Genomic DNA, 17,133 nt, shown 5'->3' on the forward strand with positions numbered 1-17,133 from the left:
TTTCTCACCATCTTGTCTTATGGGGTTGTGACCAGCACGGGGAAGCCGTGTATCGGCTTCCCCGTTCCCAAACCCGTCAACTAAAAATCATGCCGGCTCATTTCAGGTCGACGGGTTTAATATGGACTACTTGCTCGTGTGGCAACTTGGCTTCTTTAATGCCAGGAGCCTTTCCATCCAATGATAGGATTCGTTGGTCACTTCCTGGGAGTACGCGTAGATACCCCCATTGCCCTGATTGGGAATAGGGCAACCGCTGGTTGCTCCAGACGTAATCCCCGGTACGTTGATAAGGTCCGCCTGCGGCTGGAATGAAGGCATCCAACGCCTCTGACCCCGAAAACTCCACGACGTTGATTTGATCGGCTCCTCGCATAAATGGTTCGATGGGCCATTCATGACTTTCAACGCCGAACATGCCATTTTGTTCATTGCTGGCACCAAAGACATGAATGCGAACGGGATCACCGGCATGGGCCTCGATGATCGGTGTGATGGGGTCTTCCGGATTTTCCTCAGAACAGGGCTGGAATATCTTATCCAGCGTACATCCCTGTTCCTCACGGAACAAATACGGTTCCGCTCGATAATTCACCCCGACCAGCCCAGCCACGTTCTGCACGTAAGGCATGAAGCTCGTACCGATGATGTTGTCCTCGTCCTGGAAGAACAAGGCCGCATCCCGATAATTTGGTCGATTTTCGTATCCAGTCACTGTCCGGTCCACGATCACGTCGGCAATCCAACTGTTCTTATTGGAGATATCCTCACCTGTTTTGGGATCACGATACGTCGCGCCTTTCGGCCCGATAATGATCGCGCCGTAAAGCCCGTTCCGAGGATTGTGCATCACATTGCCCCAGTCCCAGACTAACGAGGCAATCTCACCTAAAAACGGATCGGCGTAATAGGTGTACGTCCGGCTCTCTCCAGGCGCAACCGTTTGATCACCTGCATTCTGCCCCACGTTGACTCCCAACGAATCCTTAGGATCGAAGGCGAGGGAAAGCGCGGAGAACGAGGCGCGGCTTTCCTTCATTTGATTCGTCAGGTGAATCTTAAGGCAGTCGCCGACATTGGCTCTCAGAGTCAGCGGCATCGGTTGAATGCCACTGGCCGTCTTTGCGACATCTTCTTCGAGCACATATATTTTTCCCTCCGGATTCTGGAGCAAAATATTCCGTTCGAAATCGACCTCTACGGCTTCGGGTGCCTTCGTGTTGAAATTCATGGAAGGAAAATCCATCGCCATAACCTTAAATGATTTAACCGGTGCGTCGGCAGGACAGACCGGCCCAGGCTCTGGAATTTCATTACGACCGGAATAACCGGCCGGCAGCTTTTGAAGATCAGGCACCTCCTTATCCAATACCCGCAGAATACCCCAGGCTCCTTCCGAGAACTTTGAAGAACGTCCGTTAAAATGGATGTAATCACCAGGCTGGAGCCGAGGCCCGCCTGCCTGCGGAACCACAAGATCGTATCGCTCTGCGATACCAATGTGGATGGAATTTTTACGGTTGGCATCACCGGCATACCGTTCAGTCAGAAAGGTATGCCCTGACAACGTCCACACCATTGATTCGTTTGTCATGGTCTCCAACAGCCGGAACACAACCGTATCGCCGAGATACGCCCTGACCATTGGCGTATAGGGATCCCCATGAACATGGCTATTGAAGAGGTTCGAGAAATCGGGGTTTGCCTTGAGTCTAGCCGCGATCGGTTCGGCCCTGAAGTTAAAACTGCCACCGGTGGTGTGGGTTCCCCCGTTGAGAAACGGCATCGGTGTCATGGGAATATGTTCAGGCATGGGAAATGAGATCGTCTTTCCCGCTTCCAGCGCGACCTCAATCGGTTGTCCCGGAGGATTACCTGCCGTGACGATGTTGACGGAATGCGGCACACTGTCGTTCAACTGCACCATCAGTTCACGAAAGCTCCCGTTCACTCCATACCCGACCGGCTCCGTCGTCCGGATATCGGCCACCGGTCCGCTTCGGATCGGTTCCCCGGTTGTGGGATCATGATAGGTCGAGCCCCAGGGCTCAACAATCATCGTCCCGAACCCTCCGTGTCCCCAAGTTACACGGCCGACCGCATGGTCATGCCAGAACACGGTGCCCACATCCGCATCCGCCCAGAACCGTTGCCGTACGAATTCCACGGTCACGATGTCATCCACCGGATGATCATGCTCTAACGGCCGATACAGCGTGATTTGATTCCCATCTATGGCCTTAATGCGCCCGATCTCGTTGTGCTTCACATTATCGGCACCGATCAGAATCTCGTTCTTCGGATGATATTGCGCGGCATTTTTCACCGTGATGGTCACGTCACCTTTCTTGCCCGGCTTGGTGAACACCGTATTCATTGGCAGTGGCAGGCCCTTGTCAGTCGTCTTCTCCATCATGGTAAAGGGTCGCACGGATTGTTCATACGAAAAACCGGTAATCACACCATCCGATGATTGATTGTCGAACTGCATGAAATGCCAATGGGTGTTGATCTTCGACGCATGCATGTTGAAATTGTCATCATCAACCCATTCGCTTGTCAGCATCCAGTCAATACAGTCGTACACGTTAGATCTCACGACCAACGGATGCCTCTTATCATTATTTTTTCGGACCTCTTCCTCCTCTTCATGCAGAACATAAATCGTCCCATCCGGATCGATGATTGCCGGTTCATCCCCTTGTTTATCTGCCACCATCATGGGGGTTTTAATGAAATGCACGTTAAACTTTTTGGAGCCGGCATTGGCTGGACACAGGCTCCACCGTCCGTTTTCTCCAGGCTTGGCCGGATAAGAACTCATCTGACCATCATCATCCAAATGGATCATTTCGAGCCATGGAGAAGGATTGTGATTTTGAGAGAATGGCACCCGTTTACCGAAATGCGGCCTTAAGTGTGGCCATGCGATCTTGCCGGTGGTGGGCTCGAACAAAATCGGCAAGCGTTCGCCGGGAGCCGGAGATTGATATCGTGGATTGGGGATCGTGTTTTCCCGCTCGGTCATCGCCCGGTTTCCGTTCCAAATCCAGTCCAACACCGTCGCATCATAGGAAAGGATCTGCTCTCTCTCATCATCTTTGTGACCGGGCTTGCCTTGAGGCGGCAACTGCATTTCCACCCAGTCCTTCACCGTGACGACAGCCGGATTGGCTTTCCAATCCGTTGTCCCCTTCTCGATAATTTTAAATTCTTTGCCGAACCAATCAACTTTCTTGTCGATCAGCTGGTCCGAAGTGACACCGGCCTTAATCCGTCCCTTGCGGTCCGGCAATTCGCGAAGGTCCGGCATCGTATCGTTGTGGACTTCTCCCTGCTGGATGGTATTGTAAACCCGCCAATAGCCCCACATCCCGGCGATGTAGTGATGTGCCACATGGCAATGAAACAAAAAATCACCAGCCAATTGCTGGCAGAGTCCCGATCCACATTCCGTTTCCAGGTCAAGGGCCTCGGAGGGCCCGATCACCTCCACGTCGACACGGTCCGTCTTTGTTCTGACGACGGGGTACTTCACCGGTCCATTTTTTGCGGTGTGCCACAGGGGCATCTCGTCGATCGCACGGGGACTCCTGGGCCAGCGAATTGATCCGCCATGGGGATGATGGGAATGGAAAACTTCCGATCCCCCATGCACCAGCCGGAACTTCGCCGGATCGCCCAAATAACTGCGCGGTACGGTGGTGGCCGGATCACCGAAGGTATAGGCGCTGTAGGCCATTGACTCGTCCTCAAAACCGAAATACTCATGCTGCGTTTGCATGTTGTCCACACCAAACGGTTCGCTTCGGTAGTTCAACGCCCGCGCGACGGGCCGGTACACATCGGTGATTGGATCCCGCTGCGGAATAAAGTCACCATGCTTATTAACCGGACGAAAGGCTTCATCGCCGACTTCATGATAAATGAGTACGAACTCGCGAAAATCCGGACCGGTTCCGTTTTTGATGATCGCCTGCCAACCACTGGTCATCGGTGTCGGTTCCCCTGCGCCAAGCGGATCCAGATACGTCGAACCCTTGGGTTCCACCACAAAAGTCCCCATCAGGCCCATCACCGTCAACTCACGATCATTGCTGTAACTATGAAACTGACGTCCGCCTTCCTGCATCGTCGGTGGAATGTACCACTCCATATCCACGCTTTGGCCTTCCATCGCGATCGCATCAGGGTTCGTGGTCGTCGCCGGTTGGCCGGTGGTGCTCACCATCATACTCGATCCCCCGATCTGCAAACTCACCCCTTCTCCGGTTATCAACTGATTGCGGAGAGTGAACCTCACGCAATCACCCTGATTGCCCCGGATTACCAATGGTTGAATCCAGTTATTCTGCAAACCGGTCTCAACCGCGCCTGGGTCATACCCCTCCTTCTCACGGGCCGCAGCATTCGCCGCTTCTTCCTCCCGCACCTTCTCGAGATTTTCAGTAAGGACATACATGTAGCCAACATAGTAGTCGAGCCATCTATTCAACGTGATTTCCACGTCGATGGCCGAAATATCGTAGTGTTTTTCGGGCACACCAGACGGGCACAGTCCAGGCTGACCCGAGACGGGTTCAATTTCATTGTCCGAAGCCAGAAGATAGTCTGCCGGGCCGGCTCCGTATTGATGGAGCATCGTGGCGGTGTCATAAACTCCACTACCCTCCATCAACTTCAAATCGGCCTGCATTTGATGTCCCATTTTCGACATTAACCGTTCATGCTGCCGATCCACGTTCGCCGCACGCTCAGGATTCCCCTCCATCGAATCCTCCACAATCGTCTGGCCTTTCAATCTCTCTACCCAATTATTCGTCTTTCCTGACGCTGCCGCCACGTGATGACCGGCATAGGAATCCGTTTCCTCCCGAATCTCCTCTCCCGCATGTCCCATGGCACTCATCATGAGCACCATCCCTATACACGCGACAATGCCTTTCACTGCGCCATACACCTTCTTCCCTGACAACATAAAACGTCCCCTCCTCATAGAAAATCGATCAAGGCCCTTTAAGTTATTCACGTCTCCGGGAATATGCACCCCTTCTATAGCGATAACATTCTCTTCTCTAATGTATTTCCTCGTTGATTCATGACAATACTTTTTCCCTTACTTTCCGATAAGCAAATAGCGAGCCGCCCAACGCTTCCTCCACTATCTACAAATTGGCTTTATTTTTCGTGGCCTCTTTGCGCACAAAAAAATTAATCCGCTGGAATGCCACGAAAGATCGCTGCCGTCCGCCACGATTCCACCACCACTTTTCGTGGGAAACAGTTTTACTGCAATGCTCAACGATTAACGAGCAGACTTGATTGAGGATTTCTTAAGAATTGAGAAAGGAACTTCAGAATGAGGACCAGGCTCATCCGGTTGGACAGGAAGAACGGAACAAAGGCCTTCAATATGCAAGCAGTGGAATGGGGGTACTTAAACCTTTATCAGCATATTACAAGAAAGATTGTGGACCGAAAGGAGAATGCTTTTGCCCTCCACCCTCACGTTGACTGCCTCCCGATACATAGGTTTTGAACCGACACGACTCCACCCCCTATGCCGGTTCGAGCCGATCGCGTTTCAAAACAAGATTCTCCATGATGATCTCTTGCGCCAAGAATTCTGCAACGGATGGGAAGAACGCATGATATCGGTCAAAGCGGCCCTCAAAAAAAAGAATGGTCTTACCGCACTTCTCATGCGAGCATTACAAAAAACACGTAAAGAAAATTTTCCTTTAGAGCCAAAAAACGAGGAAGAGCGCAAGAACGCGGAACATGTCCACGTCCTTGTGCTCTCAAACCACTGCCTCTCGATGTATTTTGAAAATTCTACGTTTTACACATTTTCCCCAACCACCTGTCTCGATGGTGAAAACGTTTTGAGGCGGGCTTTTCCTGCTTTAGGTCTGGTTTCACTTGAACGATTTTCTATAATCAAAGGATCGACAATTTCTCCACAATTAAAGCATTGCCAAGCCATGGACCATAACTGTCCTGAATCATTAAGATGATCTCCCATATTGAGCCAATGCATGAGACCAGCACAACGCCGACAATTCATAACATCCCCCCTTTCGGGCTTTTCCCCTGAACAGGGGAGAGACCGGGTGGCGATTTTTCCCTGACACTCATTTTACGTCGCCAGCCGGCCTCCAGCCTCACCGAAAATTGATGGTTCCGGTTGTCTCCCACTGCATAAATAGAATTTACAGCCAGTTCACCCGCTCCGCCGGGCGGATGTAAATCGGCTCTTCCACTTGCTGCCGTACCGCTTCCTTGCCCGATTTGTTGAACCCCAACACCGTGTCGTTGTACATCTCAAACTTCCGCCCATGGATTTGGGTTTCAAACACTTTCGGCCCCGGAATCACGTCATACCGGAAGATGATCTGTTGGCTCGCCCGCCACAACTGCAGCACCGCCAACAACTCCCGGCTCGGCACCAGATACTTCTCAATCGCATTATCCACCCCCGGCCCGAACATCTGCCGGATGTAGCCTCGCGGCGCCTGCCGCGGGGGGATATAAAACCCGTTGGGTTCCGTGCCCCATTGCGGATACAACGGCAACGCCACTTGTTCCACCCGGATGGTATAGTACAACGGATTCCAGCGATCTTCCGCCCAGAGCCCGTCATCGCCCACCTTCACCAACCCTTGCAGCCGGATTTTGCCCACGCACGCCGCCATACACCGCGTCTCCATCGGCTCACCCCCCGTTAAGGGGTCTTTGCCTTCCACCCGCGGATAGCACGCAATACACTTCTCACTCACCCGCGTCGTGCCCCGGTACATCGGCTTTTTAAACGGACATTGCTCCACACACTTCTTGTACCCCCGGCACCGGTTCTGGTCGATCAACACAATCCCGTCTTCCGGCCGCTTGTAGATGGCCTTCCGCGGACACGCCGCCAGGCACCCCGGATACGTACAGTGATTACAGATGCGTTGCAGGTAGAAGAAGTACGTCTCATGCTCCGGCAAGCTGCTGCCTTGCATTTTCCACGGCTCTTCTTTCGTAAACCCCGTCTTATCGACCCCTTCCACGATCGCCCGCATCGAGGTCGCCGTATCTTCATAAATATTCACAAACCGCCATTCCTGGTCGGTCGGGATGTAGCCAATGGCCGCCTGCCCGATCTTGGCGCCCGCGTCAAAGATCGTCATCCCTTCAAACACTCCGTACGGCGCATGATGTTTGCGGCCCACCCGCACGTTCCACACCTGCCCGCCCGGATTGACCTGCTCAATCAACTGCGTGATCTTGACATCGTAGAACTGCGGATAGCCCCCGTACGGCTTCGTCTCCACGTTGTTCCACCACATGTATTCCTGCCCTTTGCTGAACAGCCACGTCGACTTGTCCGCCATCGAGCAGGTTTGACACGCCAAACACCGGTTGATGTTAAAGACAAACGCAAACTGCCATTTCGGATGCCGCTCCTCATAGGGATACAGCATCTTTCGTCCTAACTGCCAGTTATACACTTCAGGCATTGTCGTCCTCCGTTTCGGTGAAAATTTCGGGGCTGACCAGGCACCGCCAGCCAACCCTTAGGTTGGCAACCCCCCGGTATCAACCCAACAATCAATTTTACGTAAATTCTTTAGGGCCATGACCCCGTTCACCATATGAATGAGATTGTGAAGATCTACGGTTTTGATCATGACCTCACAATTCCCAATTTCTTTTATTTCCTGCGGATCTATCCTACCTTCATATGCGGTAAAGATAATGGCTGGAACAGAAGAGAATTTTCGAATGGCATGCAGGGTTTCCACCCCATTCATCCCACCCATTTTATAATCCACCAAGATCACATCAGGCTCATCCCTATGATCTCTGAAAAATTCCATCAAGGCCTCTCCCGAATCAAAGGCACGTACCGTGCAATGTAACCGAGAAAGTTTTTTCGCAATATTTACACGAACCACCTCATCATCATCCACCACAAATACAGAGGGTATGTTCACCGACGGGTCCCATTACCTGTTTCATCTTACTTCCCCCAACAGTTTTCATGATAAAAGGCTTACAAGAAAATTGTTTAGATCCATCGTTCACTATAAAAAAAAGGAGGCTGGGGGGAGGTATTCATCATATTTCTTTCTAGACGTCAATATAGAAAAAATATCCCCAGCCTCCAACTCACCTACACTTTGATCTTAATATGATCACCCTTCAGCCATTTGATCATGAACTCATTCTCCTGGCCTGGCGTGAACCCGGTCCGGACCGGTTCCCACGGCCCACGTCCGCCAATGCCACCATCCTCCGCTTTCGTGATTCGGATGAGACATTCCTTCGGAACCGTGTTGACCGCATGATGGTCGATTTCAAAACCCCATTTGAATTTCCATTTATTCGCCATTTTGCCTGGCAACGAGTCCAATTGATGCATCGGCATCAGCCAACTGCGTGTAAACGACTGCTGCGCCCCATACCGGAAGTTCGATTGATAGCCGGTATCCAGTGCAATCGCCCGTCCGTCCGGTCGGGTTTCATGCCCCTTTACCGACTTCGCCGTCGACACGAACGGCGCATGTTTGGCCATCGTGACATGGTACGGGAAGGCCGGATTGTACTTCGCCCGGATCATCAACCGCGCCACCTTGTAATAGGGGTCGCTGGGCTTCCACCCACGATACGGCCGGTCCACCGGGTTCCCATCGACGTAGACATAGTCCCCGTCATTGATGCCACGATCTTTGGCCGCTGATGGGTTGATATGGATTTGATGTTCACCCACCCCTGGCGTCCGCTTATCCATTCGATAGGCATCGCCAAAGTTGGATTCATACATCTGCACCCAGTCATTCACCGACCATTGGCTATGCACCCGATGCCGGGTCTTCGGCGTCACGCAATAGAACTGATACCCCTTCTCCCAGAGTGGATTGGCGTATCGTTTAATTTCCGCCCATGGCAACTTGATGTTGCGGACGGTTTTGTCGTCATGATGTTGTGCCGTGATCGGAATCCCGTAGTCATCCGGCCGGATATACGGATTGGATGACATGATCGCATTCGGCAAATAGGGAGTGGCCTCCGTCCCTTCCCGATGCGAGATGAAGTTTTCCCCATATTCAATGGCTTCCGGCTCCACCCGGTAGGTCTCCAGGCGACCGCTACGGGTCCACATCGGCTTTGACTCGTTGACCTCTTCCCACAATGGGATACGAGGATAGGTCCGGGTCATCACCATCCAACCCTTTTCCGATTTCAACATCGTGTCAGCCGAATACCCGTAGGAGGTGCTACCGGCATCCAACAACCGTTGAACATACACGTCCACGCGGTTGTCATAGACAAATTTAAAGTAATCGCGGAACCGGCCATCACCCGTTATTTCGGTGAGTTTGGCCGCCACGCCCGCCACCGTATCCAAATCGTTCCGCGTGTCATACAACGGCCGGATGCCGCCTTTCCATACCTGCATCCAGGGGTTGGAGACGGTGGCGGTCATTTCAGGATAGGTAAACTCCATCCACCCGTTCACTGCAAATGACACATCGGCGTGATTCACATCTGATGTCATTTCAATGTCCTGAGTCACAATCGCTTCAATGTGGGGATCCACATTTTTGACCATGTCATAATGGTGTTTGGAATTATTGAGAATATTGACATTCGCCACCCATCGAAGCTTACTCGGCGTCGGCATATGCGTCTTTCCCGTAAATACCCGACGGCCATACTTGGGCGTATTCACAATCAACGCCGTATCGCCGTGGTTCCAGTACGTCGTTTCTTCACCATAATAGTATGGGCGGTAATTAATCTCTTTCCCATGGGCATTCGGATCTGTCGTGATCTTGAAAGGATTTTCCCCGGTGTGGATCCCAATGCCTTCCCCCGACCATGGCGTGGCCGCCCAAACACCAACCTTATAGTTTCCTGACCATGTATGACATCCCGTACCGAATTTCCCCATGTTTCCGGTCAGGGTCATCACCATGGCGGCCGCACGCCCCATCGACGTCATATGAAAATAATGGCAGACGCCTTCTCCATTATGAATGGCGGCCGGTTTGATGGTCCCGTTATCTCGAGCCCATCGCACAATAAGGTCTTTCGGGCATCGATTAATTTGGTGGACCGTATCCAGATCGTAATCCTGAAGATGGACCTGATACATCTGGAAAAGGGGCATGACATCTGCCTCCCTCCCACTCAGTAGTTTCACCCTGAACGATCCCGTCAACGCCGGATCGAGACCGCTGTTCTTAAAGTGCCAACCTACCAGTTCTCGGTGAAGCGGGACCGCCTTGTCCTGATTGAGATCCCACACCATAAACCCTCCAAGGCGAGCGATCTGAGAAGGCGAAAGCCCTTGCACTTTGCCCGAATACGTTTTGGAGAAATCCGGGAAGGCATAATCTTGAATGACATCACGCGGATCCAAATATTGCAGAGTATCCGTGCGAATCAACAAGGGGAAATCCGTGCTGGATCGAATAAAATCGCTGTCCTGAAGACCATCGTCTAAAATAATTTTGCAGGCCCCGAGGAATAACGCTCCATCTGTCTCGGGACGGACCGGCATCCAATAGTCGGCCCGTTGTGCCGTGGGATTGTATTCCGGGGTAATGACCACCACGCGACCACCCCGTTCAATCGACTCCAGTTTCCAATGGGCTTCGGGCATCTTGTTTTCAACGAAGTTTTTGCCCCAACTTGTATTCATCTTGCTGAATCGCATATCAGAAAGATCACAATCGATGGCTTGGGCTCCGGACCAGAATGGTTGCGAAGGATCCTGATCACCATGCCAGGTCAAATTATTAAAATACCGCCCACCCTGGGCATTTTCCGGTCCAACCTTTCTCACCCAACTATCCAACAGCGCTCCACATCCACCGTTCATCCGGGTAATGCCCATTTTGCCTATGACACCTAACACGGGCATACCGGCACGGAATTTCATGCTCCGGACTCCTGAGCCCTTCATCATCTCGATCATTTCCGGAGGATACCCTTGTTCCCGTAATCGCCTCGCACCGGCCTCGCCGCTATACCGGTTGGCGATCACGATCATGGCCTTGGCCAAATAGGTAAACGCGGTATCCCAGGAGACCCGCAACATATCATCCAAATAGCGTGCATTGAATTTATATTTCGTCATCACCGTTGGGTCTAATTCAGGACTTCCGTCATCCATCCAGGTTTTCCAGCCACGCCGCATCAGGGGCCCCTTTAAGCGGTATGGACCATACACCCGGCGATGGTAGGTATACCCCTTCAAACACATCCGGGGATTATGGGCAAAGGTTCCCCGATTCCCGTACATATCCTCATAAGTTTGATGATCGTAGTTTTGCTCTACGCGCATCACGACCCCGTTCCGGACAAACGCACGAATACGACAGGCATGGGTATCGTTGGGGGAACAAACCCAGGTAAAGGAACTGTCATACCGGTATTGATCGTGATAGACCCTCTCCCACGAGCGATCCGGGTAGTCACCCAATGGATTGCCTACCTCCACAACCGGTAGCAATGCCGTCAACGCCAGCGCATTATCCGCCAACGCCACTGCAGCCACAGTGCCTGCTGTCATTTTTAAAAATTGTCTTTTGGTTACCAACATCAAACGCTCCTCCATACAAAGGTTGACTGTTCCGGCTCACGACACAAACCCTTTATTCCTCCTTTCGTTGAGACTGCCTCAACCGATGTCTTTCCCAGACATTCAATTCGGCAGGTATGGCCACCGCGGTTTTTGGGGGATCGACCATAAGATTTGCCCATCCCAACAGTAAGACTCCCACGAAGCTGACTATCCCGAAGATCATTTCAATCAGAGGATTGGCAACCCAAAATTCCATCATCTCGCTCTCCTTCACGGTTCAACCACTCCATCATGCGCTTCACCTTGAATGCGTGAATGCGCCTTTCAATCAAAATCTGGCGCTGGTTTTATGAATTCATCCTTCATTCATCCTCCATAGATGCCCTATAAAACCTCTCAGGAGCGACTGGCCGGTTGAGGTGTGAACTGAGGCACTGCGGGTGATTCCGGCACCTTCGGCATCTCCGGTACCGGCGATTTTTTACCGGCAAATGCCGCCAGCCAGAACACGAATAGAATGGTCGACCAGAACAGCAGAACGTTAAAGGAGATCATATTTGCGGCAAACCCTATGGTATGGGTATAGGCCCAGGGCGAGTTATCCCGCATCACCTCGTTGACATGCCAGAAGAGACGGACTGATGAACGGATGTATCCCATCAATGCCATCATCCAGGTAAATTCGGTCGCCAGGGCGATCAGAGCATATTGCGACCGCGCCGGCATTTTTCCCCATTGAATGGGGCCCGCCATCCTGGCATTTTTCAGCATGGCCAAATTCATCGGCATCATTAACAGAAGGCACGACATGGTAGTGGCCACCTGGGGAACCGACAGACCAATCCGCACGTTCGCCGGAATGAAATACCCATAGATGGCTAACCAAATAATATTGAGGCTTCCGACCACGATAAAAGTGGTCATAAAAATATTCCCGAATTTTTTCCATTTCACTGCCGGAATCAAATTGCCTCGCTGATACCAAATGAAACTCACAATCGTCACAATGATAAGCATATTGATCCCGCCATTTTTGGCGGACATGACCCCATAGTTTCCTAAGACGGGATGCTGTTGACCTCCCATGGCTTTTAACTCAGCCGGGGTCATGACGATGGTATGGGGCGTGATAAACACCAGTAGGCCCACCACCGCAATGAACACCAGATATTTAATATATTTCTGGAATCGTTCAGCACCAGGCATCCTGCCAAAGCATTGCCACAAGTAATAACTCGTCGTCATGAAGAGGGCCCCGATCATGGTGGCCTGAATAATAAACAACCAGGCGAGAAGTCCCCCCATCAAGGTGATCCCCATTTGCTGACGATAGGCATACACCTCCCGCATGAGCCAATAGCCCGCAAACGGCAATGGAATGAGGAAAATGACCGCGATAAACATCGCGACATATCCCATCCAGTCGTAATGGGCACGTTCTTCATCGGTTTTAGCCGATAAAAACCGGTAGGCCGCGTAGGCCGCCACGACGCTGCCTCCGAATGCCATATTTCCTAAAATTCGATGAACATTCAGCGGATTCCACAACGCGCTATGAATCGCATGCCAGATATTCCCGAGATACCGTCCTTGTTCATCCACCCCTGCCGGGGACATCATAAAGGCGATCCACGAATTCGCTAAAAACATCAGCACGGTTCCAATAACATTCAGGACCACGGCGATACTGAGATGCACCCATTTCAGGACGCCTTCCCTCATCCTGTCCCATCCGTAGTAGTAGATATACAGCGTTCCGCTTTCGGCGACGAACAACAGAGCGTAGATGTGCATGACAGGACGGAAAATCCCTGAGAGGTAGCTAAAAAATGTGGGATAGAGCGTGAGAAAGGTGAAAAGGAGAATGCCCCCAAGGATTGCCGTCAACGAATAGGCCGTCAGACTGATTCGGATAAAATCATAGGCCAGCTGGTCGTATTTCTTCGCCATGGCCTTATCCTTGGTCACCATGCCGATGAACTCAATCACCATGCAGAAGATAGGAACCGCCAAGACAAAACTGCCGTAATACAAATGCTGCTGGTTCGCAACCCAAATCAGCACTCGACTTTCAAAATTGCCATAGCGGGGATAATCATGCGTATTGTCCGCGGTGACTGGAGCAGTTTCACTCGACACCACGCCCTCGGTCTTGTAATAAATATCCCGTCCCATTTCGACCGGCGCTGCGCCTTCCTCACCCTCGACAACCTCCTGAGCAGGCTGGGGACTTTGCCCTCCTCCCGAAGCGATGGCTTCGCCATTTCCAAATAGGATCGGCATTGCTACCCCGATCGGCAGCAGCAACATTCCCGCAATCATGCTGATCAGTAAAACTGCGGCATTCTTTTTAAGTTTCATTCCTCCACGCTTTCCACTCATTTCTCTCCCCCCAAAATCATTGGATTCATCCGACATCCATAAAAAATTTCTTCTGATAAATTTATCTCACAAGTTTTTCTGACATTGCTGAATTCTGGGTGCCACTGCTTTCATTCCGGTTGTTCATATATGTTGTTGAACGCTTTGCAGGGGCCATGCCCGATCAAAATAATTCAGTGTCCCAAAACAATCCCTTGTAATCTTAAAGTTTCCATTGTTTTTCTCTGAGAAACATCCGCAGACGGATCATTCACCCACGAAAGAACGTGGTGGGAGGTGGTGGCCAACCACCGCTTTACGTGGCTGGACTCAAGAAAATACGGGAAGGACAAAAGGGGGAAAAACAAGGAGCATGACGAAGAAAGATACGATACCCGCAAACTCGATCACGCTTCGAAAGGTCGGGGCTTCTGAAGAGCACAATCCGGATCGGAGGATGTGGTCAGAAAGGACAATTACACAGCAGGATCGAAAAGTTGCAGAAACATGGGGAATCGCATCGTACAAATATGCCCTCCCGCTAATGCTGCCTCAAGGACATCATGCGGAGAACGGATACCGGCAAGGAGCACCTGAGTGGAGAGACCATAGCTTCGAAAGACGGTGACAATGTTTCGAATAGTATCGTCACCCTTGGTTTGTTTGTCCCCGGTGCGATCAAGGCAAATGGACACACACCAGGCACCGGCTTTGGCGGCAATCAAGGCCTGCGTGAGGGAAAAACACAAAGACACATTCACCCGGATGCCTTCAGCTGTCAACCGCTTAGTCGCCTTGAGACCGGCAGGGGTCAAAGGACATTTCACCATGACATTTTTGTGGATTTTGGATAATTCTTTGCCTTCCTTGACGATGGCCTCTTCTTCAATACTCAACACGCCGACACTGATCGGACTATCCACATAACGACAGATTCCTCGAATTCCTTGATAGAAATTCAGCCCCTGCTCGGTAATCAACGTGGCGTTCATGGCTATGCCATCCAGAACCCCCAGTCTGCCAATCTCCTGAATCTCTGTGAGACTCACCGTGTCGAGATAGAATTTCATGAGCACTCATTACTCATGAACAGGGATTGACCTCCAAGCAGGAGAACTTCTACCAAAATCATGACCTACTGCTCCCGCCTCAGGACCGTGTATATAATCTGAACTCATGACCCACATTTCTTTAACGAATTGACAAAAAGTAACGGGCTCCATTTGTCGGTATGCATACACCGAGCCACAGCTGGATTGAGATGGAGTGAGACGAGAGACCATTGAAAATGCTGTAGATGGCATTGACAAGTACGCAGGTTAAAGAATTGGTCATAAAACCCCATGAGAGATCGTGGTGGTCTGGTGGCTCATACCACCACCCACCGTGGTTTCAGCATCTGGGATTTCAGAGAAAAGAGTGAGACCAGGTAGAAGGAAAGAGTGTGAAGTTGAAGAATTTAGGGTCGAGTCGGGCGTTGAAGACCTAATTTTTTAATCCGGCTCCTGAGCGTGCTCGGTGCCAATCCGAGTTGTTCCGCCGCGCCACCCTCTCCTTCAATTTGCCAATTGCTGGAGGCCAGGGTCTGAAGAATATGTTGCCGTTCAAAATCAACTAACCCGGCCGGAGCCTTGGGTTCATTCGTCGCACTCTGAAGTATCAAAAGCCGTTCATCGATGCGCAGAATCTTTTGATGTGAGAGAATCACCGCCCGTTCAATAACATTTTCAAGTTCTCGAATATTGCCAGGCCAGGAATACCGGATAAGCCGCTGCAGAGAATCCGGTTCAATGGTTTCGCAGGGCCGTTTGAGTTTAATAGCATAGTGCTCCAGAAAATGCTGTGCGAGTTCTGGAATATCTTCCGGTCGGGCTCGGAGGGGAGGGATGGTAATCGGAAACACATGAAGTCGATAAAAGAGGTCAGCACGAAAACGACCTTGTTCAATGGCTGATGGCAGATCGGCATTCGTTGAGGCCATCAACCGAATATCCACCGGGATAGACTGTTTCCCACCCACACGATCAACCATCCCGTCCTGGATTACTCGTAATAATTTCGCTTGGGTCTCCATAGGAATTTCCCCGATTTCGTCTAACAACAAGGTCCCGCCATGGGCGAACTCAAAACGCCCCTCACGCCTGGAATCGGCTCCAGTAAACGCTCCCTTTTCGTGACCAAATAATTCGCTTTCGACTAATCCTGCCGGAAGAGCCGCACAATTGACCCTAATGAACGGTTTGTTCGCACGCATGCTCCAATCATGAATGGCTTGTGCAAGGAGTTCCTTCCCGGTGCCCGTTTCCCCCGTGATCAGGACCGTCGCCGTCGTAGGAGCGACCTCGCGGGCAAGCTCCAATACATGCTGAAAAACCTGACTTCGTCCTATCATGGCCCCAAAGTGTTTTGTCAGCTTGAGTTCCTCGACCAGATAGATGTTTTCTCGTGCCAACTGCTGGCGCAGCAGATTAATTTCCTCATAAGCCTGTACATGATCTATGGCATAGGCAATTTGCATGGCCACTTGGGATAAAAACTCAATCGCATCTGGATCCGGGTTACCCGCATCAACGCTCCCAAGGTTCAACACCCCCACACACTTTCCTCTGACCAGCAGCGGAAGGTTAATCATGCGTCCTAGCCCTTCCTCCACATACCAATGATCTTCCAGAAAGACCTGCTCCTGTTTGAGATCAGGACGGACATGTAACGTCTTGTGATCGTACACCCACCCCATTGCACTCCCAACACGCGGTATCACGGTATCCCCTTGGACCACGACCCTCGCCAAATGAGTCGTCACAACATAAAATTGAAACCCATCTGACTTACGGTCATATAAAGTCACACTGACCCGGGCCCAGGGCATGACCTGTTCAATCTGCTCGATAATGGCCTGCCAGAGACTATTGGTATCCCGTTGTGAATTAAGCACAATCGCGACGTTCAGTAGCGCCCGGTAGTTTCTCTCAATTCGTTCCACAGTCCTTCAATCCTTTCTTGCGACAGATTCAAGCATAGAACCGAATGACCTGTCTAATAAGAGAAATGACCTTAAACTGACTCAAAATCTAAGAAGGCAATACGATTATTTTATGTTTAAGTCGTGAGGAAAAATGGATTTGTTTTAATCGGATAATGAAAACCATGAGCCAACAATTGACTCAACCCCGCATCAAAACGCTAGGATAATA

At 51.2% G+C, this 17,133-nt stretch carries 9 protein-coding genes; 1 reads left to right on the plus strand and 8 read right to left on the minus strand.

Going from position 1 to position 17,133, the window contains the following annotated elements:
- Window positions 1-97: 97 nt before the first annotated feature.
- Window positions 98-4,978: a hypothetical protein gene (locus tag PQG83_RS12605; protein WP_312741583.1), complete on the minus strand. Its 4,881-nt coding sequence runs from the start codon at window positions 4,976-4,978 to the stop codon at window positions 98-100.
- A 670-nt stretch (window positions 4,979-5,648) separates the two neighbouring features.
- Here PQG83_RS12605 and PQG83_RS12610 point away from each other — a divergent pair.
- The gene (locus PQG83_RS12610) at window positions 5,649-6,017 is read left to right on the plus strand and encodes a hypothetical protein (protein ID WP_312741586.1); all 369 of its coding nucleotides are present in this window, start codon (window positions 5,649-5,651) and stop codon (window positions 6,015-6,017) included.
- A gap of 195 nt (window positions 6,018-6,212) precedes the next feature.
- On the opposite strand, the gene PQG83_RS12615 is transcribed toward PQG83_RS12610, so the two are convergent.
- From PQG83_RS12615 to PQG83_RS12645, 7 genes are all read right to left on the minus strand, one after another.
- Complete coding sequence (locus PQG83_RS12615) at window positions 6,213-7,502, minus strand: 4Fe-4S dicluster domain-containing protein (RefSeq protein WP_312644303.1); 1,290 nt, start codon at window positions 7,500-7,502, stop codon at window positions 6,213-6,215.
- A gap of 57 nt (window positions 7,503-7,559) precedes the next feature.
- Window positions 7,560-7,979: a response regulator gene (locus PQG83_RS12620; protein WP_312741587.1), complete on the minus strand. Its 420-nt coding sequence runs from the start codon at window positions 7,977-7,979 to the stop codon at window positions 7,560-7,562.
- A gap of 179 nt (window positions 7,980-8,158) precedes the next feature.
- Window positions 8,159-11,596, minus strand: a complete 3,438-nt coding sequence (locus PQG83_RS12625; RefSeq protein ID WP_312741588.1) for a molybdopterin-dependent oxidoreductase — start codon at window positions 11,594-11,596, stop codon at window positions 8,159-8,161.
- A gap of 52 nt (window positions 11,597-11,648) precedes the next feature.
- Window positions 11,649-11,837, minus strand: a complete 189-nt coding sequence (locus tag PQG83_RS12630; RefSeq protein ID WP_312741590.1) for a hypothetical protein — start codon at window positions 11,835-11,837, stop codon at window positions 11,649-11,651.
- Between the two features lie 137 nt (window positions 11,838-11,974).
- Entirely contained in the window at window positions 11,975-13,939 is a 1,965-nt protein-coding gene (locus tag PQG83_RS12635; protein ID WP_312741592.1) for a cytochrome ubiquinol oxidase subunit I, read from the minus strand.
- Window positions 13,940-14,415: 476 nt separating this feature from the next.
- Window positions 14,416-15,009 (minus strand): transaldolase family protein, encoded by a 594-nt coding sequence (locus PQG83_RS12640; RefSeq protein WP_312741593.1) that lies wholly within the window; start codon window positions 15,007-15,009, stop codon window positions 14,416-14,418.
- Between the two features lie 389 nt (window positions 15,010-15,398).
- Window positions 15,399-16,922 carry a sigma-54-dependent Fis family transcriptional regulator gene (locus tag PQG83_RS12645; RefSeq protein WP_312741596.1) on the minus strand — a complete coding sequence of 508 codons (1,524 nt, stop codon included), beginning with the start codon at window positions 16,920-16,922 and terminating at the stop codon, window positions 15,399-15,401.
- Window positions 16,923-17,133: the final 211 nt, after the last annotated feature.

The organism is Candidatus Nitrospira neomarina, from assembly GCF_032051675.1.
Classification (GTDB): Bacteria; Nitrospirota; Nitrospiria; order Nitrospirales; family UBA8639; genus Nitrospira_E; species Nitrospira_E neomarina.

Coding starts and splice junctions, on each gene's coding strand:
- PQG83_RS12605 (WP_312741583.1), bottom strand. CDS start 4,978: ATGTTGTCAGGGAAGAAGGTGTATGGCGCAGTGAAAGGCATTGTCGCG.
- PQG83_RS12610 (WP_312741586.1), top strand. CDS start 5,649: ATGATATCGGTCAAAGCGGCCCTCAAAAAAAAGAATGGTCTTACCGCA.
- PQG83_RS12615 (WP_312644303.1), bottom strand. CDS start 7,502: ATGCCTGAAGTGTATAACTGGCAGTTAGGACGAAAGATGCTGTATCCC.
- PQG83_RS12625 (WP_312741588.1), bottom strand. CDS start 11,596: ATGTTGGTAACCAAAAGACAATTTTTAAAAATGACAGCAGGCACTGTG.
- PQG83_RS12630 (WP_312741590.1), bottom strand. CDS start 11,837: ATGATGGAATTTTGGGTTGCCAATCCTCTGATTGAAATGATCTTCGGG.
- PQG83_RS12635 (WP_312741592.1), bottom strand. CDS start 13,939: ATGAAACTTAAAAAGAATGCCGCAGTTTTACTGATCAGCATGATTGCG.
- PQG83_RS12640 (WP_312741593.1), bottom strand. CDS start 15,009: ATGAAATTCTATCTCGACACGGTGAGTCTCACAGAGATTCAGGAGATT.